This window comes from Rhodococcus sp. AD45-ID (assembly GCF_003023755.1).
Lineage (GTDB): Bacteria > Actinomycetota > Actinomycetes > Mycobacteriales > Mycobacteriaceae > Rhodococcus_F > Rhodococcus_F globerula.
Map to the genome: position 1 here is coordinate 147,918 of NZ_PYHL01000001.1, position 26,979 is coordinate 174,896.

The 26,979-nt window shown below is 62.5% G+C and carries 1 protein-coding gene; it reads right to left on the reverse strand.

Annotation, left to right across the window (positions count from 1 at the left end; all coding sequences use genetic code 11):
* Positions 1-55: 55 nt before the first annotated feature.
* Positions 56-26,950: a non-ribosomal peptide synthetase gene (locus C7T36_RS00710; protein WP_084703012.1), complete on the reverse strand. Its 26,895-nt coding sequence runs from the start codon at positions 26,948-26,950 to the stop codon at positions 56-58.
* Between the last annotated feature and the right edge of the window lie 29 nt (positions 26,951-26,979).

Sequence of the window (26,979 nt, forward strand, 5' to 3'; positions counted from 1 at the left end):
TCCCCCACAGTCCAATCCGAAACCATCACCTGATCGGTACCGTATGGACACGGGTTCAGGAATCAGCGGAAAGCGCGCGTGCCAGTGCCGGCCCGATGATGGTCATGGCCTGCGGTTCGATCATCTCGTTATGGGAGCAGTCGACAGGTATCTCGTCGATCCTCCCGGTCACGAGCGGCTTCCATTCCTGCGGTGACCGCTCCCGAGTATCGCTGTCCCCATCCCCAGTGGCCGGGAAGATGAGCAGGTTCCCGTCGTACACTTGCGGGACGAATTGATGACCGATCCGCTGCGAGTTCTCGTATCCCACGGCAATCCGTTCGAGGTCTTTTCCGCGTATGCCGGTCTCGGTCCCGAGCGACTCGTCCAACAGTGCAGCGGCGTGTTCGAAAGTCATCTCACCTCCCGATTCGATCTCCAATCCGAGTCCGCGCAACAGATCTCGAACATCGAGTCCGCCCTGCGGTGCCACCTCACCGTTGTCGGGATAACTGTCCATGACAGCCAAAGTGGCGACCTCACGACCCGACAATTGAAGTTCGACAGCCATGGCGTGTGCGATGACCCCGCCGAGCGACCAGCCGAGCAAATCGTACGGACCGTTGGGCGCGATGGCCTCGATTTCCTCTACATAGCGGTTCGCGAGTTGTTCGATCGACCGGTAGTCGCCGTCGTCGCTGATCGTCGGCAACTGCAACCCGTACACGGGCCGATCTGGCGGTAGGTACTGCACCAAACCCGCGTAACCCCACGACAATCCGATTCCGGGATGCACGCAGAACAACGGCCTACCGCTCCCCTCGGCGCGTAGCGGAATCACCACGGCAAGAGCCTCTTCCAGGTCGCTGCTCGCTGTCGGGATATCGAGGCGCCTGGCGATCCCCGCCGGCGTGGGGTCGAGGAACATCCATTGAAGCGGAATTCTGCGATCCAATCGGGCATGCAGGGCAGTAACTATTCTGGTCGCGATGAGCGAATTGCCACCCAAGTCGAAGAAACTGTCGGCGGTACCCACCCGATCTACTCCGAGAACTTCGACGAAAGCGTCCACGACGGAATGTTCGGTTTTGGTGGTCGGCGCGTGATACTCCGCACCGATCGAACCGAATTCCGGTGCAGGCAAGGCTTTTCGATCGAGCTTACCCACCGGCGTCATCGGGATGCGATCGAGTACCACCACCGCAGACGGCACCATGTGCGACGGCAACCGCTCCGCGGTGAAGGCCCGTAGGTCTGCGGGCTCCACCTGGTGTCCGTCCACTGCTCGCACGTACGACGCGAGAACGGTGTCACCCGATGGAGCGGTATGACCGATGGTGGCGGCAAAGTCCACCGACGGATGACGCACGAGAACGGCATCGATTTCACCGAGTTCGATACGGAACCCTCGAACCTTGACCTGGAAGTCGCTACGTCCGATGTACTCGAGCGTGTGGCCAACTCCATTTCCCGTCCCGCCGTTCGCCGACTCGCGCCACCGGACCACATCTCCGGTTCGGTACATCCGGCGCCCCGGCTCACCGTACGGGCACGCGACAAACCGTTCCGAGGTGAGGACGGTTCGATTGTGGTAACCGCGCGCCATGCCGGGTCCGATGATGTACAACTCGCCGTGAACACCCAACGGGACGGGCTGCAGTCGCTCGTCGAGGACAAGGAAGCCGAAACCTAGCGCAGGCGCCCCGATGTTCACCCCTTCTCCTGGCCGCATCGGTGCGCTGACGCTGGCCTGAACTGTAGTTTCCGTCGGTCCGTACCCGTTGTGCAGGCTACGACCTGGCGCCCATTGCGCAACTACATCTGGCGGGCAGGCCTCCCCCACCAAATCGAGGACGTGCAGCGACTCGAAGCCGTTGTCACCCAATGCCGCCAGCGCCGTGGGCGTGATGGTGGCATGGGTGACCTCCTCGTCGCGAAGGAGGTCGGCCAATTCACTGCCGCCGAACACCGCGGGCGGAACGATCACCACACGCGCCGACGCACTGAAGGCCATCATCAACTCGAACACGGACGCGTCGAAGCTCGGAGAAGCCAATTGCGATACCCGCGAATCATGAGTGACGTCGAATCGTTCCCGCGTTTCAGCGGTAAGGTTCGCCAACCCGCGATGAGTGACGTTGACACCCTTCGGCTTTCCGGTCGAACCCGAGGTGTAGATGAGATACGCCGGATGTTCGAGATGCAGTGGGCACGTCCGATCCCGGTCGGTGACCTCGTCCGCCGACTCCGCGGCCACACGCTCCGCAAAATCCGCGTCGTCGAGTACCAGCCAGGGAACCGTATCGGGTAATCGACCTCGACTGCCCGCTACTGTGAGCCCGACCGAAGCACGGCAATCGGCGAGCATGTAGTCGATACGCTCGCGCGGGTATGCGGGATCGACAGGCACAAACGCCGCTCCTGCCTTTGTCACCGACCAGATCGACACGACGGATTCGATCGACCGCGGCATCCCCAATGCCACAAAGGTTTCCGGACCAACTCCACGCGCTCGCAAGACCCTGGCCACCCTGTTGGACCATTCGTCGAGTTCGCGATAACTGACGTGGCGACCTTCGTAGGTCAACGCCACCGAATCCGGGTCGAACGCCGCGGCGCTCGTGAGCAACTCGGGCCACAACTCAGGTTGCACTGCCGGCTCTCCGAGCGCCGGCACCATCATGCGACGATCCATCTCGCCCAGCAGCGGAATGTCGCCGATCGGCAGGTCCGGGTTCTCGGTGACGGATTCGAGAATGCGCACGAACATGTCGGCAAACCCGGCAACGGTCTCCGTGTCGAAGAGGTCTGTGGCGAAGTCGACGGCACCGCTCATCCCCGTCGGCGCACCGTCGTCGTCGAATTCCTCCGCCAGCAGGAATTCGAGGTCTACCTTGACTACGTCGAGCTCGGGGTCGAGTCCTCCGACTTCCAACTCCGGCAGTGTCAGCACCGGCCGATCGTTGTTCTGGAACTCGAGCGACACCGAGGCTATCGGCGCATACGCCGTCGACCTGCTCGGACCGATCGTGTCGACCACTCGTTCGAAGGGGACATCTGCGTGGGCAAAGGCCCCGAGATCAACTTCACGGCAATGCGCTGCCAGCGCGCGGAACGAGTGCGCTGGTTCGACTTTCGTTCGCAGAGCCAGCGTGCCGACAAACATGCCGATCAGGTCGTCGAGAGCGCGATCTCCCCGGCCGGCGATGGGCGTCCCGATCACCACGTCGTCAGTGCTGCCGAGACGCGCCAGCAGGATCGCGAGCGCAGCGTGCACAGTCATGAACTCGGTGGACTGATGCCGGCGCGACAGCTCCCGGATGCGGCGATGAAGGTCGCGTCCAACAGTGAAGTGCACACGAGCGCCATGGAAGGTCTGCTGCGCCGGCCGGTCACGATCGAGCGGCAGTTCGAGAAGATCCGGGGTACCGGCCAGCGCGTCGCGCCAGTAGGCAAGCTGCTCTCCGATCACCGACTCCGGGTCGTCATCGTCACCGAGTACCTCTCGTTGCCACAACGCGTAATCTGCGTACTGCACCGGCAACGGCGCCCAGTCCGGCGCGGCACCGCTGGTGCGCGCCTGATACGCCGTCATCACGTCCCGAACAAGCGGGGACATCGAGAAACCGTCGGCCGAAATATGATGTACCACAACGGCCAGAACGTGTTCGGTGTCAGTGAGCTCAAACAGGGCGACTCGCAACGGAATACGCGCGGTGACATCGAATCCCGCCGATACCAGACGGGCAAGCTCGTCATGCAGTTCGTGCTCGTCCGCAACGCGGTGAGGCAGCAGAGTCTCCACCGCATTCTCGGTCGGGAGTATCTGCTGGACGGGTGCAGCGCCGCGGATGGGGAACATCGTTCGCAGCGACTCGTGCCGGGCAACCAGATCGGACACCGCCCAATCCAGCGCCGCCACATCGAGTTTGCCGCTCAACCGGACCACGATCGGAATGTTGTATGCGGGAGAACTGGTGTCGAGCTGATTGACAAACCACATTCGCTGTTGAGCGAACGAGAGTGGAATGTCTCCCGGCCGGGTGCGTGCAGCAAGGGGCGCACGCCCGGATTCTGCGGTACCCAGTGGCTCAGTTGTGCGCAGTTGCTCGATGCGCGAGGCCAGACCGTCGACGGTCGACGCTTCGAAGAGATCCCGCACTCCGCTGTCAACACCGAGCACAGTCCGGAGCCTGGCTGTGACCCGAGTTGCACTGAGCGAATTGCCACCGAGTTCGAAGAAATCGTCGTCGGCACCCACCCGTTCGAGGCCGAGTACATCGGCAAAGACTTCCGCAACTGATTGCGCAACAAACCCCGTCGGCTCTCGGAAGGGCCTGGTCCGTGACAGGGCGTCGGGGATGGGCAAGGCTGAACGGTCGAGCTTGCCCACTGCTGTCAGCGGAATGCGCTCCAGCACTGTGATCGAGGAGGGAACCATGTGCGAGGGCAAGCTCGCGGACAACGCCCGCGTGAGAACCTCGCCGTCGAGCGCACCTCCAGCGGTCGGTACGACGTACGACGCGAGCAGGGTGTCGCCGGCTGAGCCACGGTGCGCGATCGTGGCCGAAAATCCGACCTGGGGCTGCGCCATGAGGGCACCGTCGATTTCACCAGGTTCGATGCGGAAACCACGAACCTTGACCTGGAAGTCACTGCGACCCACGTATTCGATGCGCTTCTCCGGAGTCCAGCGCACGATGTCCCCGGTGCGGTACATGCGCGCTCCCGGATCGGCGGGATTGGCAACAAAACGTTCGGCGCTCAGCCCTGGTCGCCGGTGATATCCACGCGCCAATCCGGCCCCGGCCAGGTAGAGCTCGCCGGGCACGCCCACTGGCACCGGTTGCAGCCGAGCGTCGAGTACGAGTTCACTCACGCCACGGATAGGTCCACCGATAGTGATCGGGTCGCCGGGCACCATCGGTGCGCTGATGTTGGACATGATCGTGGTCTCGGTCGGCCCGTACGCGTTGTACAACCGTCGACCCGGCGCCCAGCGAGCGACCAGATCGGGCGGGCACGCCTCACCGCCGACCACGAGGTCCGAAAGATGTTCGAGCCCAGCCGGATCGAGGGATGCCAGCGCCGCAGTGGTGATAAATGCGTGGCTCACGTCCTGCTCGGCCAACAGACGGGCGAGTTCCTCACCGCCGTAGACGTCTGGTGGCGCAATGACCATCGTCGCGCCCGCGCCGAACGCCTGCAGATATTCGAACAGCGACCCGTCGAAACTCGGCGTCGAGAAGTGCAAGGTTCGAGATCGGGGGCCCGCCGAGAACCTGTCGATCTGATCACGGGCGAAGTTGTCGAGACCGCGGTGCGTGACCACGACACCTTTGGGCAAGCCGGTGGACCCTGAGGTGTACACGACGTACGCGGCGCTATCCATCCTGATCGGACGGATTCGGTCGGCATCTGTCACCGGCGCCCCGGAGTGTTCCTCGCATTCGCCCACGAAATCGGGGTGGTCGAGAACCAGCCAGCGCGCGGTTCCCGGGAGACGATCGTGATGATCGGCAGTGGTGACACCCAGGCTCACTCCCGAATCTGCGAGCATGTGGGAGATGCGCTCGTCCGGATAGTTCGGATCGATCGGCACAAACGCGGCGCCGGTTTTTGCCACCGCCACTATCGACAGCACCGAATCGAGAGAGCGCGAAATCCCCACCGCCACAAAGTTCTCCGGGCCAACGCCACGCGAGATCAGCAATCGGGCAACTCGATTCGAGCGTCGGTCCAACTCCTCGAAGCTCATGTCGCCGTCCTCCGACACGACGGCGAGCGCGTCCGGATCACGCGTGGCGGCGTCGTCGAAGATCTCTGGCAAAGTGCGAATCGAACCGCCACTGGAGCCACGGACCGGCACCAGTTCGCTGCGCTCGCTGTCGGTCAACAACGATACGGCGGCCAGAGGTAGGTCTGGGCGAACACACGCGTCGAGCACTTGATGCAGGCGCCGCGCCATGGATTCGACTGCATTCGGACCGAAAACGTCGGGAAGGTACTCGAATTTGAGGTGCAACTTGGTGTCGACCGACGCGACCAGACTCAGCGGATAGTGAGCGGCGTCCTTGGCCTCTACACCGGTGACTCTCATTCCGGCGATATCGGTGTCGGTCGACAATCCTTCGCGGTCAACCGGATACGACTCGAACACGGTCAACGTATCGAATCCGATCTCCGGACCACCGACGTCCTGGATCTCCGCGAGTCCGAGGTAGTGATGATCCAACAACGCTGCCTGCTCAACCTGAACCCGATCGAGCAATTCACCCAGCGTCTCGTCGGTGCGCAGACTGATCCGAACGGGAAGTGTGTTGATGAACAGTCCGATCATCGTTTCGATGCCACCCAAGTCGGGCGGCCGGCCCGACACTGTGGCACCGAACAGCACGTCGTCACGACCGGTCAGCGTGGCAAGCACGATCCCCCACGACACCTGCACCAACGTGTTGATTGTCAGTCCGCGCGAACGCGCAACATCGCGCAGACGCGTAGTCCCCTTTTCACCGACATCGAACTCCCACTCCGCCGCCACGGTGGACAGCCGACGCGCCCGATCCACGGGAGCGAGGAGGGTTGGGCCGTCCACCCCGGAGAGAGCCCGGGCCCAGGCGTCTCGCGAGTCACCGTGATCGCGGCGACTCATCCAGTCGAGGTAGTCGCGGTACCCGCGGGTGCGTGGCAGTGCCGACGCGTCACTGTCGACGGCATACAACGTCAACAGTTCTTTGACCAGCAAGGGCATCGACCAGCCGTCGAGCAGGATGTGATGGTTGGTGATCACCAGCGTGTACGTACTCGCTGTGATCTTGATCAGTGTGAACCGGATCAGTGGCGGTTGTGTCATGTCGAACGGCGTCGACCTGTCCTGCGCCAGAACCTGTTCGAGATTCTGCTCGCCACCGGCCGTGAGTTCAACCTCTCGCCACAACGGTGGTACCTGGCGCCCGACAACCTGCACGGACTGTCCGTCCACGTCGTGCAGAAAAGCGGTGCGAAGGTTGGCATGCCTGTCGAGCAGCGTGGCGGCGGCACGGTGCAACCGATCGGAATCCACGTCGCCTACAAGGTCGAGCGCCACTTGCACCAGGTAGGCGTCGACAGATTCGTGGTTGTGGGCTGACTCGAGATCCTGGGCGGACTCGTCTGCCAGTTCGGCATGGAAGAGGAGCCCCGATTGCAACGGCGAGAGTGGCCAGACGTCAGCCAGGTCCGCGCAACGCCTTTCGAGGTCTTCGATCGCATCCTGTCGAAGGTCGACAAGATCGAAGTCGGACGGGGTGAACCCCCCACTCGATGCCGCGTACGCACCGAGCGCAGCAAGCGCTTCCAACCACAGCTGGGTAAGTTGTTGTGCGTCTTCGCTGGTGAGCACGCCGGGAGGATACGTCCAGGTGGAGCTCAGCACCGTACCGTCGTCGGTCTCGATAGCCATCGCATTGATATCGACAACAACAGCCAGCGGCAGATCTGCCGTTGTAGCGTCGCGTAGTGCACCATCGTCAATCGGCGCCCAGCCCGCTGAACTGTCCATGCCGGCACTGCCTAGCCGTCCGTGGTAGTTGAAGCTGATCTGCGGATCGGGTAGCGGAGAAAGCTGACTTGCCGTTTCGCTGTTCAGATATCGGAGCAACCCAAAACCGATGCCGCGCTCGGGAATTGCGCGAAGCTGTTCCTTCACCGTCTTGATCGCATTGCCCATGGACGGACCGCCGGCATACGCGTCGTCTAGATCCACGCCGTTCAGATCGAGACGAACCGGGAAGATCGTCGTGAACCATCCGATAGTGCGGGCAAGATCTGCACCGGGTACGACGTGCTCTTCGCGGCCGTGACCTTCGAGATTGAGCAATGCGTCCGCATGTGCGATACCGCGGTCACGACGCCACCGGATCAATGCCAGGCTCAGCGCAGTCAACAATCCGTCGGCAACACTGCCGTGAAATGCCTGCGGCACCGCCACGAGCAGGTTCTCGGTCAACGCGATGGGAACTCGCACCTCGATATCCGCGACGCCGGCTCCGGTGTCCCGCGGTGTCAGTGCCCGTGTACCCAGCGCTGGATCGGGACCGGTGAGTGTCTGTCGCCAGAAGTCGAGTTCACCAGCGCGGTGCGGATCGTGGGCGGCGTCGACCAGTGCATGCGACCACCGGCGCATCGACGTTCCCACCGGCGCTGGGGCCGGCTCGACACCGGCCTGAAGACGAGCACACGCCAGGGCAAGGTCGGGGATCAATATCCGCCAGGACACGCCGTCCATCACCAGATGATGGACGGCAAACAACAAGCGGCCCTCTCGATCCGGACCGGCGTCGAGCCACACAATCTGCACCATGACACCCGACTCCGGGTCCAACCGCCCCACTGCCGCATCAAGTTCCCTCGCTGTATCCGTGGCCGTGGTTGCGGTGGTGGTTGGTTCGGGGGCGGTCGGAACCCGCCGCGCCACGGCGGATGCCTTCACCGAACCTTGGCCCATCACCTCTAGTGAATAGCCGTGCGCGGTGTGGTGTAGCCGCGACCGCAAAACGTCGTGCCGGTCCAGGACTACCTGCACGGCCGTCGTCAGAGTGTCTTCATCCATGTTCCCCGGAACCGTGAAGAGTGCAGACTGCGAGTATCGGCGGAAATCGCCGCCACGCTCGAACATCCACGCCGCGATCGGGGTCAACGCGATCTCGCCGACACCGCCGCCTGGCAGTTCGTCAAGAACAACTTCGTCGCCACTCGTTCGCGCTGTCTGGGCCAGCGCCGCAACGGTTTTACGCTCGAACACGTCTCGCGGTGTGATCAGAACTCCGGCTGCCTTGGCCCGGGTCACCAACTGGATCGACATGATGCTGTCGCCGCCCAAGGTGAAGAACGAATCGTCGACGCCTACTGTGCCTAGTCCCAGAACTTCGGCAAACAGATCGACGAGAATGCGTTCGTTCTCGGAACCCGGAGCTCGACTCACCCGCACCTGTTGCCCGAAGTCTGGTTCCGGTAGAGCTTTTCGGTCGAGCTTCCCATTCCCGGTCAGGGGCAGTTGATCCAGGACCACGACAACCGACGGCACCATGTGAGATGCCAAACCCTCCGCGGCCTGATCGAGCAGCGCAACCGGGTCGATCACCGCGCCGGCTTCGGGCACAACGTAGCCCACCAACCGGTCACCGCGTGCCACCGCCGCAGCCTGCGCCACCCCAGCGCCGGCGAACAATGCCGACTCGACCTCGCCGAGCTCGATCCGGTAACCCTTCACCTGCACCTGTTGATCGTTGCGGCCGAGATACTCCAACTGGCCCTGCGCATTCCATCGCGCCAGGTCGCCGGACCGGTACATACGCGCCCCAGGTGTGAAGGGGTCCGGCACAAATCGTGCCGACGTGAGTCCGAACCGACCGAGATAACCACGTGAGATCTGCGTGCCCGAGACGTACATCTCGCCGGCCACGCCCGGTGGCACCGGATGCAGCCGATCATCGAGCACGTAAACGCGGAGTCCGGGCAATGCCGGGCCGATCACCGATGCGGATACGTCGCGCACAAGGTCGTGATCCAGAGGTAGGTAGCTGACATGCACCGTTGTTTCCGTGATGCCGTACATGTTGACCAAAGTCGGGGCGGTGTCGCCGCGTCGCGAGTACCAGCGTTCCAACTGCGCGAAATCGAGGGCTTCCCCGCCGAAGATCACGTACCGCAACGACAAGTCGGGTTCGCCGGCCAGGCGGTCTGCCTGCGCCAGTTGATAGAAGGCCGTCGGGGTCTGATTGAGCACGGTGACGCGTTCGCGCTGCAGGAGTTCGAGGAACGCCTCCGGTGAGCGGGCAGTGAAGTAGTCGACCAACACCAGGCGGCCACCGTGGGCAAGGGCACCCCACATTTCCCAGACCGAGAAATCGAACGCGGCGGAATGGAACATCGTCCATACATCATTTTCGCCGAATTTGTACAGCGCCTGGGTGTTTGCCAGCAATGTGACCACGTTGCAGTGCGCTACCTGCACGCCCTTCGGCCGTCCGGTAGAGCCCGACGTATAGATCACATACGCCACCGAATCGGGATGCAACGGACGCAGGCGGTCGGCATCCGTGACCGGAAGGGGCGAAAACTGTTGCAGCGCAGTCACAGTATCGTCGCTGTCCACCACGATCATGGGGACAATCGAAGACTCCAATGCGCCGCAGTCTTCGATTGTGGTGAGAGCGCAGGCCGGCGCGGCATCACTCAACAGGAATTCCAGTCGCTGCGCCGGAGAAGCCACATCCACCGGGAGGTAGCCCGCACCCGCCTTCACTACAGCCAGCAGTGCCACAACAAGATCGACAGATCGCGTCATAGCCACGGCTACCAGAGTTTCCGCGCCCACTCCCCGCGCCACCAACAGCCTCGCGAGTCGGTTCGCCCGCCCGTCGAGTTCGCGGTACGTCACCGCATTGCCGTCGCAGCTCACCGCAACCGCATCACCCGCCGACGCCACCGACCGATCGAACAGATCCACCAGTGACATCGGTCCGACACCAACGCCCCGGCGGTTCGGGTCCAGGAGCACACGCTCGCGTTCTGTCGGCAGCAGTATGTCGATATCACCTACCGCAACCGAGGGGTCCTCGGCCACGGTTGCGATCACACGCTCAAATCGCTCTGCCATACGTTGAATCGATGCCTGATCGAAAACGTCACTTGCATAGCGGAACCCGGCGCTGATCCCGGCCGGCGACCCGTGCCCGTCGACCCGCTCGATGAGACTGAGTTGCAAGTCGAATTTTGCCACGTCCAGATCGACGTCGAGTTCGCGGACAGTCAACTCAGGTAGTTCGAGTCGCAGGTGGCTGGCGTTCTGGAATTCGATGACCACCTGAAACAGAGGCGTATGCGACGTAGACCGTTCTGGTGCAAGCTCGTCCACCAGCCTCTCGAAGGGGATATCCGCATGCCCGAACGCCCCGAGATCCACTGATCGCACCACACTCAGCACGTCTGCAAAGGAAGATCCCGGCGATACCGGGGTTCGAAGCACCAGCGTATTGACGAACATCCCCACCACGTCGTCGAGCAATGCTTCACCCCGGCCTGCGACCGGCGTCCCCACCGCAACGTCACCCGAGCCAGACAACCGTGCCAACAGCGCTGCCAGCGCTGCGTGCATCACCATGAACAACGTCGAATTACTCTGATGCGCAATCTCGACCAGTTCACGATGCACGCTGAGAGGAATGTCGAACGGGATCACGGAACCTTCGGTGGACCGCTGAATCGGCCTCGGGCGATCCAAGGGCAACGGCATGACCTCGGGGATGCCTGCCAACGCTGCGGTCCAGTATTCGAGCTGATCGGCGACCACCGACTCCGATTGTTGCTCCGTGCCCAGAACCTCCCGCTGCCATAGGCTGTAGTCGGCGTACTGCACGGACAACGGCGCCCACTGGGGCCTCTGGTCTTGCGCGCGAGCGGTGTACGCGAGCATGACATCCCGGGCAAGCGGTGTCATCGAGAATCCGTCAGCCGAGATGTGGTGAGCGACAATGGCAAGAACGTGCCGCTCGGGAGCCAGTCGCAGCAACTGCACTCGGATCGGAAGATCCGTGGTGACGTCGAATCCCGTGCCGATGAAGCCCTCGATCACATCGTGAAGTTCCTGATCGAGTGCGGGAATCGGACGAAGGTCCGGCGCGACATCCGAGGATTCGAGTATCAGCTGACGCGGTCCGTCCGCAGAACCCGGGAACACTGTACGCAAGGACTCATGCCGGTCCAGCACATCGCCCAGCGCCGCACGCAGAGCCTCCACATCCAGTGCGCCGTCCAACTGCAGGACAACCGGGATGTTGTAAGCCGACGAGGACGTGTCGAACTGGTTGACGAACCACATCCGGGCCTGAGCGACAGACAACGGGATTCGATCGGGCCTCGCCCGCGCCGCCAGTGCGGGTTGGGTGAGTTCGGTTCGTGCAGTCGACTCGAGCCTGGCAGCAAGCGCGGAAACCACTGGTGTGTCGAACAACCCGGCCACGCCCAATTCGGTGTTCAACGCACTGTTGATCCGTCCCACTGCTCGGGTAGCACTGAGCGAATCGCCGCCGAGTGCAAAGAAACTGTCGTCGGCGCCGACGCGATCAACGCCGATCACGTCGGCAAAAGCCTGCGCGACTACTTCCTGTGCCGGTGTGCTCGGAGCTCGATACACCACTGCGGCAAATTCAGGTTCCGGCAGGGCTTTTCGGTCCAGCTTGCCGTTCCCGGTCACCGGTAGTGCCGCTAGCACTGTCACCACCGACGGCACCATGTACGCAGGTAGATCCTGCGCTGCCGCGTCGAGCACTTCTCGTTCGACCAGCGTTAGGCCTTGCGCGGCAACAACATAGGCAGCGAGGAAATCCCCGGGGTCGCCGTTTCGGAGAACCACTACCGCCTGCGCAACCCCCTCCTGGCGCGCCATTACTGCCTCGATTTCCCCCAATTCGATCCGCTGGCCCCGCAACTTCACCTGGAAATCACTGCGCCCGACGTACTCCAACTCACCCAAAGCAGCAACATTCCCCCTCACTCCGCTCGACCCCGCAATACCACTCCGCACCCACCGCACCAGATCCCCAGTCCGATACAACCGCTCACCGTTCGCCCCGAACGGATCCGCCACAAACCGATCCGCCGTCAAATCAGCCCGCCCCCAATAGCTCCGAGCCAACTGCACACCACCGAGATACAACTCCCCCACAACCCCCACCGGCACCGGATGCAAGCGCCCGTCCAGCACGTACACCGTGGTGTTCCACACGGGCGCACCGATGGGCACTACTGTCGTGTCGAGTTCGCTGACCTCGTGGGATGTCACGTCCACCGACGCCTCTGTCGGACCGTACAAGTTGTGCAATTCTGCATCACTGCACCTCAGCAGACGCGCCGCCGTCGATGCTGCCAGCGCCTCACCACTGGTAAACACCCGCCTCAGCGTGTCACAACCGCCGACATCTGCGCCGGCGAGAAACGCCTCCAACATCGACGGCACAAAATGCACCGTCGTCACCGACTCGTCGCGGATCACCCGGCCGAGATACACCGGATCACGATGCCCACCAGGTTCGGCGATCACCAGTCGAGCGCCAACCTGCAACGGCCAGAACAACTCCCACACCGAGACGTCGAACGTCGCCGGCGTCTTCTGTAGCACGACGTCACCGACGTCCAATGGATACCGATCCTGCATCCACAGCAACCGATTCACCACACCCTCGTGTGGAACCACCACACCCTTCGGCCGGCCCGTCGATCCCGATGTGAACATCACATACGCCGGATGCTCCGGTCGCAGCGGCGAAATCCGCTCGCACTCGCGTACCGTATCCGGCGAATACTCCGATACGTCAACATGATCCAGCTCCACGACCGTCATGCCCCCGGGCAGCACAGCCCGCTCGGCAGCGGTGGAGAGCACCAGCACCGGATCAACCGCTCCCACCACATATGCGACGCGCTCCGCAGGTTGATCGGGGTCGATCGGAACGTACGCCCCGCCGGCCTTCCCCACGGCGTAGATTGCCACCAGCATCTCCAGCGACCGAGACACCGCAACACCCACCCGCGACTCCGGACCCACGCCTGCACCGATCAGCAGTCGCGCTAGTCGGTTCACGCGCGCATCGAACTCCGCGTACGTCAACACTGAGCCATCTATCACCACCGCACCAGCGTCCGGAGTGCGTGCCACCTGTGCGTCGAATAGATCCACCAAGGTCGCAGCGGGCACGCGATGCTCCGTCGCATTCCACTCATCCAGCACCAACTCCCGTTCACCGTCGGCAAAGATGTCGACTTCAGCGACCGGTGTTGAGTCGTCGAGAGCAATCGTTTCGAGAATCCTCGTCAACCGATCGGCGTACAGGTGGACTGTCGCGGCGTCGAAGATCGATGGTTGATAGCGCAGGCTCAGACGCAACCGGGGTTCGAGGATCGAGAGCAGGGTCAGCGGGTAGTGCGTCGCGTCGCGAGCATCCAACCCCGTCACCCGCATACCGGCGATGTCCACGTCATCATCCAGCCCTGACGTGTCGACCGGGTACGACTCGAATACCGACAGCGTGTCGAACAGGTTGCCCACACCGACGCGGGCCTGAATCTCACCGAGCCCCACCTCGTGATGATCGAGAAGAGCGGCCTGCTCCTCCTGCATCCGAACCAGCAACTGTGCGCAGGTCTCGTCAGGATCTACCTGCACTCGCACGGGCAACGTGTTGATGAACAACCCCAGCATGTTTTCCACACCGGGCAGTTCCGGTGATCGCCCCGAGACAGTGGCGCCGAATACGATGTCGTCACGAGAGAGTAAGCGGGACAGTAGAACACCCCACGCAGCCTGAATCACTGTGTTCATCGTGACCCCGCTGCGCTGGGCCGTGGCAGTCAGGGCATCGAGCACCGAAGCGGGCAGGTCGATGTCGACCTCGGCCGGCACAGCCCGGTGCCCGCCAGGCGCGGAAGGCGCCAGCAACGTCGGCTCGGTGACACCGCGCAGCGCATGTTCCCACGCCTGTGCTGACGCTTCGGAATCCCGATGTGCCAACCAGGTCAGATAATTGCGGTACGAAGCAGACTCCGGCAGATCCACCGGGGTTCCGTCGGCAGCGTACCGCGTCAGAAGCTCGCGCACCAGCAAGGGCATCGACCAACCGTCGAGGATGATGTGATGGTTTGTCACCGCAAGCACTGATCGATCGGGTGCAGTTCGCAGCAGAGTCAGACGCAGCAACGGAGGTGAGTCGAGATTGAACCGGGCACTGCGATCCGCGTCGAGGTAGCGTCGCAATTCCTCGTCGGCGGCCGATCCGTATCCGGTCAGATCCACCTCCTGCCACGGAATCTCCACGTCGTCGACAACCACTTGAGCGGCAGCACCGTCGCTTCCGTAGACGAACGCGGTACGCAGATTCGGGTGACGGGCCACCAAACCTGCTGCAGCGGAACGCAGGCGCCCCGCATCGACGGAACCTTCCAACTCGATGCACAGCTGTGCGGTATACACGTCCACGGTTTCTGCGGCCACCGCGGCGTGAAAGAGCAACCCCTCCTGCAGCGGCGAGAGCGACCACACGTCGCTCACTGTGGGGAATCGCTCCTCCCAAGATTCGATCTGCTGCAGGCTCACCGACACAAGTGGAACATCGGACGGGGTAAGTCCACCCGCACCCGGCACCGATGTGTAAGCAGCGAGTCCTTCGAGGCCACGACGCCACAGTTCGGCAAACACCGCGACTTCGTCCTCGTTGATCACACCGGTCGGGTAGGTGAACGTCGCGGTCAGATGCGGACCGTCCGGACCGTCCTCGACGGCAGCGTTGATGTCGATCACGGACGCGACCGGCATGGTGTGGTTCTGCGTCCCACCGAGCTCTCTGCTGCCCGCGACCGGTAGCCAGTCTTGCGTTCCGTCGGAGGTGCTCACTCGTCCCAGATAGTTGAAACTGACTTGAGGAGAACCATATTGGCTGAGCGACGCTCCCTCGACGCCGAGGTATCGCAGCATTCCGTAGCCGATGCCGTGATCCGGGATCGCACGCAACTGCTCCTTGACGGCTTTGACCGACTGCCCGGCGGCACGACCACCGGCCAGCGCATCGTCGACATCGATCCCGCCGAGATCCAGCCGCACCGGATACACGGTGGTGAACCATCCGACGGTGCGGGAAAGCTCCGCGCCGGGGACTGCATTTTCCTCGCGGCCGTGTCCCTCGAGTGTGATCAGCGCGTCTGCCGCAACAGTGCCCTCTTGACGCGCAGTTCCCTGTTGACGCGCAGTGCCCTCTTGACGCGCAGAGCCCTGTTGACGCCGCCAACTGACGAGAGCCAGCGCCGCGGCGGCAAGCAACCCGTCGCCAACGCTTCCGTGAACAGCCGTCGGCAATGTGGTGAGCAGACTACGTGTAACGGCTGGCGGCACGTCGACGGTGACGGTGCCAACACTCGCTTCGACGTCGATAGTGGGATCGAGTGGACGCGACCCGATCAACGGATCGGGGCCGTCCAGGATGCTCGTCCACAGGTCGATTTCACTGCTGCGGTCGCGTTCGCGCAGGCCATGAGACCAGCGTCGCATCGACGTACCCACGGGCGCGAGAGAAGGCGTTTCACCGGCCTGGACTTGTCCCACTGCCGACGCAAGATCCGCGACGAGGATGCGCCACGAGACGCCGTCTACCGCGAGGTGATGAATCACCACAAGGAGTCGGCCGTTGGCATTCGGGGCGTCGAACCAGACAATGCGCAGCAGGCCGCCGGTGGCCGGATCCAGAAGGTCGGCAGCGGCCTCGAGTTCCGCGGCGGCCAAGGCAGCAAAATTATCCCCGTCAACCGTGTCGACGAGCACCCGACTGATCACTGCGTCCGCCGTGATCGAACCTGGCGGCAGCACCTCCATGCCAGGTCTTGCCATGTCCCGGTGTGCACTGTTGTCCACGATCAGACGCGCCCGAAGTATGTCGTGGTGGTCAAGCACTTCCTGGACTGCGAGAGCAAGAACGTTCTGCGTGAGGCCGGCGGGCGCTGCCAGCAGCAAGGCTTGAGAGAATCGGTCGAGTTGGCCGCCGCTGCGTTCGAGCATCCACGACGCGACCGGGGTCAAGGGCAGGAAACCGACACCGCCACCGGGCAACTCATCGAGGGTATCCACGCCGTCACCCTCAAATCGCGCCGATTCAGCAAGCGCTGCAACGGTTCTGTGATCAAAAACGTCTCGGGGACTCAGGATCACACCGGCAGCCTTTGCGCGGGCTACCAATTGGATGGACATGATGCTGTCCCCGCCGAGCGCGAAGAAAGAATCGTGAACGCCCACCGATTCCAGTCCGAGTACCTCGCTGAACAGTCCGGCAAGCAATGCCTCGGTCTCGGTTCGCGGTGGCCGATTCGGTGTCGCCGCGGCCGAGAAGTCAGGCTCCGGCAACGCCGCGCGGTCAAGTTTCCCGTGAACCGTGAGGGGAAGAGATCCGAGTATCACCAGCGTCGCGGGGACCATGTACGACGCCAGTCGCCCAGCGGCGACGTCGAGAACTTCTTTCGAGTCGATTATCGCGCCAGGTTCGGGCACCACGTAACCGATCAACCGGTCGCCGCTGCCGTCACCGTTCCATACGTCGGTAACGGCATGAGCCACGTGCTCATGCGCAGTAAGCGCCGATTCGACTTCGCCGAGTTCGATGCGGAAACCACGAATCTTCACTTGTGAATCAGTGCGCCCGAGGTACTCCAATTGCCCATCTGACGACCACCGCACCCGATCACCGGTGCGGTACATGCGCGTTCCGCCCGGGCCGAAGGGGTCGGCCACAAAACGTTCGGCGCTCAGGCGGAACCGCCCGTGATAACCACGTGCAAGAGCCGGACCGGCAAGATACAACTCGCCGGCAACACCCACCGGTACCGGCTGAAGCCGCGAATCGAGCACAACTTCAGTGAAACCGCGCGTGGGGGCACCGATGGTGACCGGGTCCGAGGGCGCAAGGGGCGGACTGATACTCGATACTACTGTCGTCTCGGTCGGTCCGTAGGCGTTGAACATCCGCCGACCCGGCGCCCATCGTGCCACCAGTTCGGGCGGGCAAGCCTCCCCACCCGTCACCACGCATTCGAGCGAAGACAGACCTGCCGGTTCAACCGACGCCAGTGCCACCGGAGTGACAAAACAATGCGTGACCTGCTCGGATTCGAGCAGTTCCGCCAAAGCGGTTCCGCCGTACACGGACGGCGGCGCAATCACCATCGTGGCGCCGGCACCGGTCGCCAACAACAATTCGAGGATCGATGCGTCAAAGCTGGGCGACGCAAAGTGCAGTGTCCGCGACTGCGTTGTGGTTCCGAATGTTTCGCGCTCCTGAACGGCAAAGCTGTGCAGACCGCGGTGTGTCGTAACGACGCCCTTGGGTGTGCCGGTCGACCCGGAGGTATAGATCAGGTACGCCGGATTATCGATCCGAATCGTCGATGTCCGCTCCTCATCGCTGATCCCCGACGACGGGTAGGACGACAGTCGTTCGTCGAAGCCCGGTTCATCCAGTACCAACCAGGGCACGACAGCGGGAAGGGTGGCGTGGTGCGCCGCCCCGGTCACGCCCCACACTGCGCTGGAGTCGGTGAGCATGTATTCGATCCGCGCAGAGGGATGATGTGGATCGACGGGAAGGAACGCGGCACCCGTCTTGGCCACAGCCCACAGCGCCAGAATGGACTCGACGGATCGCGACACGCATAGTGCAACTACGTTCTCGGGCCCGATACCGTACTCGATCAGCATGCGGGCCAATTGATTCGAGCGTTTGTCGAGTTCGTGGTACTTGACCTCACGCGTGTCATAGATCAGCGCAACAGCATTCGGATCGTGAGCGGTTGCGGCTGCCAACAGATCCGGCACCGTGTGCGGGTCCACTCCCTCCTTACCTCGAACCGGGGTCAGGTCGTCACGTTCACCAGCGTCGAGGATATCGATATCTCCGACCCTTGCAGATGGATCAGCGGTGACACTGACGAGGATTCGCTGCAGCCGCCGCGCAAACGTCAAGGCAGAATCACTGTCGAAAAGGTCTGTGGCATAACCGAACTTTGCATCCATGCCGCCTGGGTTACCGTCGGCGTCCACGCGTTCCGACACTGTCAATTGCAGATCGAAATTGGTGGTGTCGATCTCGACATCGACACTGCTCACCTGCAGATCGGGAAGTTCCAAGGTCGGACGCTCGATGTCCTGGAACTCCAGCATGACCTGGAAGAGCGGAGAATGCGCGGTCGACCGTGACGGATTCACCACTTCCACAACACGTTCGAAGGGAACTTCCGCGTGCGTGAATGCACCCAGATCAGCTTCCCGGACGGTGTGGAGCAATTCGGCGAATGTCGCGCCCGTGTCGATCGTGGTGCGCAGGACAAGCGTGTTGACGAACATGCCCACGACGTCATCGAGCTCCCTCTCACCACGACCCGCGATCGGTGTGCCGACGGCGATATCGTCGGAATCAGTCAACCGCGCCAACATTGCCGCCAACACCGCGTGCACAACCATGAACACCGTGACGTTGTATTCCCGCGACAGAGCCACCACGCCCGCATGAACCTCGGGATCTATCGAAAACGGGACGTGTCCGCCGCGAAGCGAACGAACAGCGGGACGCGGACGGGCGGTGGGAATCTCCAACACCTCGGGCAGGTCAGCGAGCGTGTTGCTCCAATACGCCAGCTGCGTCGACATCAGCGACTGCTCATCGGATTCCGAACCCAGCCACTCGCGTTGCCACAACGTGTAGTCGGCGTACTGAACCTCGAGTGGTGCCCAGTCCGGTGCCGAACCCAGCACACGTGACGAATACGCGCCCATGACATCTCGGGCCAGCGGCGCCATCGAGAAACCGTCGGCAGCAATGTGGTGCACCACGACTGCCAGGACATGAGAAGCCGCCTTTCCTTCGAGCCGGAACAGAGCGGCACGCAGCGGGACCTGCTCTGTCACGTCGAAGCCCTCGGCCAGCACCTGCACGCACTTCTCGCGAAGCTCTGCGTCACCGGACACTGCGATGGGATCAAGGTCAGGCACTGCACTCGCGGTAGGCACGACCACTTGGTGTGGGCCGTCATCGGTGAGCGGAAAGATTGTGCGCACTGCCTCATGTCGTTCGACGACGTCCCCAAAAGCTGCCTGCAGCGCACTGATATCGAGCGCGCCGTCCAACCTCAACGCAAACGCGACGTTGTACGCCGACGACGACGTGTCGAACTGATTGACAAACCACATCCGCTGTTGCGCCAGCGACAGTGGGACTTCCGCAGTACCACCCCGCGGCTTCAGCGGCGGTCTGGATTCCACACCGTCATTCGACTGCGCCAATGCCGCCAAATCCGCGACGGTCGGAGCGTCGAATACGTCCCGCACTCCTATCCTGTCCCCGACCACGGCATTGATCCTTGCGACCAACCTCGTGGCGATCAGCGAGTTCCCTCCGAGGTCGAAGAAATTGTCGTGCGTACCTACTTTCGCGACTCCGAGTAGATCCGCAAATACAGTGGCGACAATGTCCTCGATCGGATTGCGCGGTGCAAGATATCCGGCAGCACCGGCTTCGAAATCTGTTTCCGGCAGCGCTTTCCGATCCAGCTTTCCATTTGCCGTCACCGGCAACTCGTCCATCACCACCAGCACTGACGGCACCATGAACCCCGGAAGCTCGGCGGCGGCCCGCTCCAAGATCACTCGCTCGTCAACTGTCGCCCCTGGCTGGGGAACCACAAACCCGGCGAGATAATCGCCCGCGACCCCCGACCGCAGTACCACTACCGCCTGCGCTACCCCGTCGCACCGGGCCAGCGTTGCCTCGACCTCTCCGAGTTCTACCCGCTGACCACGCAACTTCACCTGGAAATCACTACGCCCGACGTACTCCAACTCACCCAAAGCAGCAACATTCCCCCTCACTCCGCTCGACCCCGCAATACCACTCCGCACCCAACGCACCAGATCCCCAGTCCGATACAACCGCTCACCCGGTACCCCGAACGGATCCGCCACAAACCGACCCGCCGTCAAATCAGCCCGCCCCAAATACCCCCGAGCCAACTGCACACCACCGAGATACAACTCCCCCACAACACCCACCGGCACCGGATGCAAGCGCCCGTCCAGCACGTACACCGTGGTGTTCCACACCGGCGCACCGATGGGCACTACTGTCGTGTCGACATCGCTGACCTCGTGGGACGTCACATCCACCGACGCCTCCGTCGGACCGTACAAGTTGTGTAGCCCGGCACCGGGAATCAACTCACGCATCCGCCGCGCAGTCCCCGGCGGCAGCGCCTCACCCGATACAAACACTCGCCGGATACCTGAACACCGCGCCGCCGACGCCTCGGCAACAAACACCTCCAACATCGATGGCACAAAATGCACCACTGTCACCGACTGGTCGACAATCACGCCCGCGAGATATGCCGGATCACGATGCCCACCCGGTTCTGCGATGACCAACCGCGCACCAACCTGCAACGGCCACAGCAACTCCCACACCGAGACGTCGAACGTCGCCGGCGTTTTCTGTAGCACCACGTCACTGGCGTCCAAAGGGTAGCGATCCTGCATCCACAGCAGGCGGTTGACTACTCCCGCGTGCGGAACCACCACACCTTTCGGCCGACCCGTCGATCCCGACGTGAACATGACATACGCCGCATGTTCCGGCCGCAGTGGAGTGAGCCGGTCACAATCTGTCATCGGTGAACTCGAAAACTCACTCACATCAACATGATCCAACTCGACGACGAACACACCGGCGGGCAATACCGAACCTTCACCCGAAGTTGTCAGCACCACCACGGGATCCGCGGCGCCCACCACAAACCCCACCCGGTCCGGTGGCTGGCCCGGATCGATCGCGACATACGCCCCACCTGCTTCGAGCACGGCATACACCGATACCAACAACTCCACCGAACGAGAAATAGCGACACCCACTCGCGATTCCGGACCAACACCCACCGAAATCAGGAATCGGGCCAGCCGATTCACCCGCTCACCGAACTCCCGATACGACAGCACCGTTCCGTCGAACACAACAGCTGGCGCATTCGGTGTCCGTAACACCTGCCCATCGAACAGATCAGCCAACGTCACCGACGGAATCGGTCGATCCGTCTCGTTCCACACCCCCACAACCACGTCGCGCTCATGCGAATCGACCACGTCTACATCACCGACAGGGGTGTTCGAATCCGCTACTACAGCGCTCAGAATTCGAACGAACTGCTCCCCGAAGCCTGCGACCGTGTGCCGATCGAAGATGTCCGACGCGTACGTGAACGACGCCGCAAAGCCTGCTGCCGACCCCATGTCGTCACGGCGTTCCGCAAGCGTCAACTGCAGATCGAATTTTGCGACGCCGGAATCGACCGGTACGACGTCCACTGTGAGGCCCGGGAGTTCCAGGTGGGGCGCGACCGTGTTCTGGAACTCCAGCAAGATCTGGAAGAGCGGTGATTGCGACGTCGAGCGTTCCGGAGCCAATGCTTCGACGACACTCTCGAAGGGCACCTCCGTGTGGCCGAACGCCGCCAAATCCACCTCACGGACGCCGGCCAGTACTTGTTCGAAGGTCGCGGCAGAATGTACGGCCGTCCGCAGCACCAGTGTGTTGACGAACATCCCGACCAGGTCGTCGAGTGCCTCCTCACCACGACCTCCTGTCGGTGTCCCGATTGCTATGTCTGCCGATGCGCTCAGCCGCGCCGACATCACCGCAAGCACAGCATGCATCACCATGAACACTGTGGCGTTGTGCCGGCGCGCAAGTTCGAGGACTTCACTGTGCAATTCCGCGGGAACCGAGAACTCGACGGTCTCACCGCGCAGCGATCGCTGCGCCGGCCGCGGCCGATCCAGCGGTAAGTCGATAGCGGCGGGGACGCCGGACAGCGTCGACTTCCAGTACCCCAATTGTGCGGACATGACGCTGCCCGGATCGTCGTCGAGGCCGAGAACACCCTGTTGCCACAGGCTGTAGTCCGCGTACTGCACCGGTAGTGGGAGCCAATTCGGATCCTGCCTCGCCGCTCGCGCCGCGTATGCCGCCGTGAGGTCGCGGGCGAGCGGTGCCAGGGACGCTCCGTCCGCCGAAATGTGGTGTACCACAAGAACCAGGACATGCTCATCGGGACTGATCCGAAACAACGCACTGCGAACGGGCACATCGGCACTCACGTCGAAACCCCGACCGGCAAGTTCGGAAATCCGCGCATCCAACGAGGAGCGCGTGACGTCGACAAGCGGAATCAAATCCGGGATCACCTGCGCCGGCGGAACAATAACTTGAAGAGGACCGTCCACCGACGCCGGATACACGGTGCGGAGCGACTCGTGGCGGTTGATCACGTCTGTCATTGCGGCCCGGAGCGCATCTACATCCAACGTTCCTGCCAGCCGCACCACCATCGGAATGTTGTACGCGGCCGACGATACGTCGAACTGATTGACGAACCACATACGTTGTTGCGCAAGCGAAACAGGGACTCTGCCGGGACGAGGTTGCGCGTTCAGATTCGGACGGCCGGAGCGAGCGGCGGTCCGCGCACCGCGAATTTCCACCGCCAGCGCGTCAACGGTGGGAGCCTCGAACAGACTCCGTACACCAAGGTCGACCCCCTCTGCCGCGTTGACCCGAGCAATCAGCCTGGTTGCCACAAGGGAGTTTCCGCCGAGATCAAAGAAGCTGTCGCCCAGGCCAATCCGTTCAACCCCGAGGACATCGGAGAAGATCTGTGCAACAACCTGCTCCAGCGGGTCGAGCGGAGCACGGAATTCGTCGGCGCCGCGCAGAAATTGTGGCGCAGGCAACGCCGCACGATCAAGCTTCCCCACCGGCGTCATCGGCAACTCGTCGCGCAACACCATCGCCGCCGGCACCATATACGTGGGCAGATGTTCCCCCACGTATTCCGTCAGGTCGGCGGGCGACAGCACCTGCCCGTCGGCGGGCACAACATACGAGACGAGCACCGTATCGCCTGACGGCGCGGTTCGTGCCACGGTTACAGCAGTCCGCACCCGCGGATGAGCAAGCAGGAGAGTGTCGATTTCACCCAGTTCGATGCGGAACCCGCGGACCTTCACCTGAAAGTCGCTGCGCCCGACGTATTCGAGCGTGCCGCCGCGGCGGCGCACCACATCTCCAGTCCGGTACATCCTGTCACCAGCATGGCCAAAGGGGCTGGCCACAAACCGTTCTGTGGTCAAAGCCGGTTTTCCGTGATACCCGCGAGCGAGGGCCTCACCGGAAATGTAGAGCTCACCGGCAACACCGTCCGGGACGGGATTCAACCTCGAATCGAGGACAACTTCGACACACCCGCGAAGCGGGCCACCCAGAGTGATCGGTCCTGCCGGCGACATCGGCGTACTGATATTTGCCATGACGGTGGCCTCGGTCGGCCCGTAGGCATTGCACAACCTGCGACCAGGGGCCCACCGCTGCACCAGCTCCGGCGGGCATGCCTCACCGCCGAACACAACATCCTGAAAGTCGGGAAGGCCGTCGGCGGGTGTTGATCCGAGTGCGGCGGTGGTGATGAATCCGTGGGTGACCCGTTCGGTTTTCAGGAAGCGGGCCAACTCCTCGCCGCCGTAGATCGTGCGCGGAGCGATCACCATGGTGGCTGCGGCCCCGAACGCCTGAAGATACTCGAAGATCGACGCGTCGAAGCTCGGGGTCGAGAAATGCAGCGTTCGAGAGTTCGGTGTAGCACCGAACCGTGAAAGTTGCTCAGCAGCAAAGCCGTCCAGTCCAGTGTGGGTGACCGACACGCCTTTCGGTCGCCCCGTGGAACCCGAGGTGTAGACCACGTACGCCGGATTCTCGCGGCGAAGTGGTCGCGCTCGCTCGGCGTCGGTGACTGCCGAAATCGGCATCGCCGCGCAATGATCGCGAAAGGTGTTGTCATCGAGAGTCATCCACGGAATCGAATTCGGCAATGACGATTGCTCAGCGGAAACTGTCAACCCCACGACAGCGCCGGAGTCCATCAGCATGTGTTGAATTCGTTCAGTCGGATACGTCGGATCCACGGGAACAAATGCCGCACCGGACTTTGCCACGGCGAGCATGGCCAGGATCGACTCCACCGAGCGTGTCATACCCAGCGCCACACGATCTTCCGATCCGATGCCGCGGGCAGCCAACACGCGCGCCAACTGGTTCGAACGTTCGTCGAGTTCTCGATAGGTTACCGAGGCGCCCTGATACGACAGCGCGATACCGTCGGGATGCGCCCGCGCCGCCGCATCGAACAACTCCGGCAGGGTGCGCTGCGAACGTCCCGGCGCGGCCTGGACCGGAAGGAGCGCTCCCCGTTCGTCCTCGGAGAGAATGCCTATGTCACCGACTACCGTCTCAGGGTCGGCGGTGACCGCCTCCAGAATTGTTCGGTATCGAATTCCGAGACGAGTCACAGTGTCGGCATCGAACAGATCGGTGGCAAACCCCAGCGTCACATTGATGCCGGACGGTGCGGCGTCGTCGCTGAACGTTTCTTCCGCAGATACCCGAAGGTCGAATCGGCCGATACCGTTGCCAGTCTCCTCCGCGGCAGTGCCGGTCTCGAGGCCGGTCTCGAGGCCGCGCCCGAGGCCGCTCTCGAACAACACTTGGACAACAGGCGAATACGCAGGGGATTGCTTGACCTCCAGCTCCCCCACCAACCGATCAAACGGTATATCGGCGCGCTCGAACGCTTCCGCGTCGACCTCGACAAACTGGCCCAACAGTCGCGAGAAGGACTTATCCGGTGCCACCTGGTTGCGCAACACGACGATGTTCGATCCTGTCGACACCGGCGTCCCGACCACCACATCGAGCACACCGGACAGGCGGCTCGTCAAGAGCGCGAACCCAGCGTGCAGCACCTCGAACATTGTGGTGTTGTGTTCCTGAGCCAGCGCGATCAGGTGCTGATGTGTGTCAGCGCTGATCCGAACGTCAACCCGATCGCCGCTCAACGACTGCGCCGCGGGTCGAATTCGGTCGGACGGGAGACTCAGCAGTTCGGGCATCCCCGCGAGCTGGTTCTTCCAGTACTCGAGTTGCTCGGCCTCACGGCGCAGTTTCACGCCAGTGCGGAAGGAGCGGTCGTGAATGGTCGCAAGCCGCACATCCGGAGCCGCCGCGATCAGTTCTTCCAGCAGTTCGACGAACTGCCCGTGATGCGCACGCAACACCGAATCCGCGTACCTGTTCGGATTCGCCCGGAAGTCGACGAACAGTTGATCCGCGCTCGGATACACGTTGACCAGGAGATCTTCCACCGGCCCCGAGGTGACGATGTGGTATTCACCCACCATCGCGCCGAGCTGAACTTCTTGTCGGAACATCATGACGTTGACCATCGGCCCGGCCAATGCGTCATCGCTGCTCACACCATTTGTACTGACACCATTTGTACTGACACCGATGTCGCGGCGAATGTCTTCGAGACTGCAGCGCTGATGGCGTAGTGCGCCCATCAACTCACGCTGAACCCGGGACACGAGTTCCGCGACGGTATCCCCTTCGTCGACCGAGATGGACAGCGGCGCAACATTGACCATCATGCCGCCGGACTCGCGCAGTACCGCCGTCGTTCGGCCTGACATCGGAACTTGCACCAGTACAGCGTCTTTCGCAGTGAGACGTGCCAAATAACAGGCCAGCGCTCCGATGATCGTAGCCGCCTGACCTTCGGATTCCAGGAGTTCGGCAGACGATTCCCCGGACAGCACAGCGCTCTGGAGTTTGCTCGCAGCGACTGCCGGTTCGTGCCCGGTCGCCAGGGCTGAACCGGTACCGTCTGAGTTCCTCTCCGCCCAGTACTCGCGATCGGCGGCAAACCGATCCGACGACCGGTAGCGACTGTCGATGTCGTACAGCTTGCGTAGTGGCGCAGCGCGATTCGGATCCGGTTCGCCTCCGGAGACTGCTGCCGAATATCGGTGCGCAATACGATTCATCAGCGTCATCGCACCAAATCCGTCGAGTGCGACATGATGAATTCGGCTGTACCACAAATAGTGCAGCTCACCCACGCAGAGCACCGAGGTCTCGACCAGTCGATCAATTCCGAGATCAAGAGTGGTCTGATAATCCCGCTGCATCCACTCGTGTGCAGCGACCATCGGATCGTCGTAGTCACGGAAATCGATGAGCTCGACCGGGATCTCCATCGAGTTGTCCACGTACTGCATCGGCTGGCCGTCGACCTCGAGCACTTTGAGCAAGGGCGACTGAAACTCCCGTGCGACCGTCCGGGTTTCCCTGCGCAGCAGGTCGACATCGAGAACTCCACGCAACTCGACGTAGTGCGCTATCGAAATCGGCACCTTCGGCTCGAGTTGCTGCGCAAACCAGGTCGCACGCTGCGCGGCGGAGAGAGGAAACAGCTCTACGTCCGAAACTCGAGTGGGCTGTTGCCTGACATCGAAGCGTTTCACAATAGTGCCACCCTGTTGGGTCTCCGCAG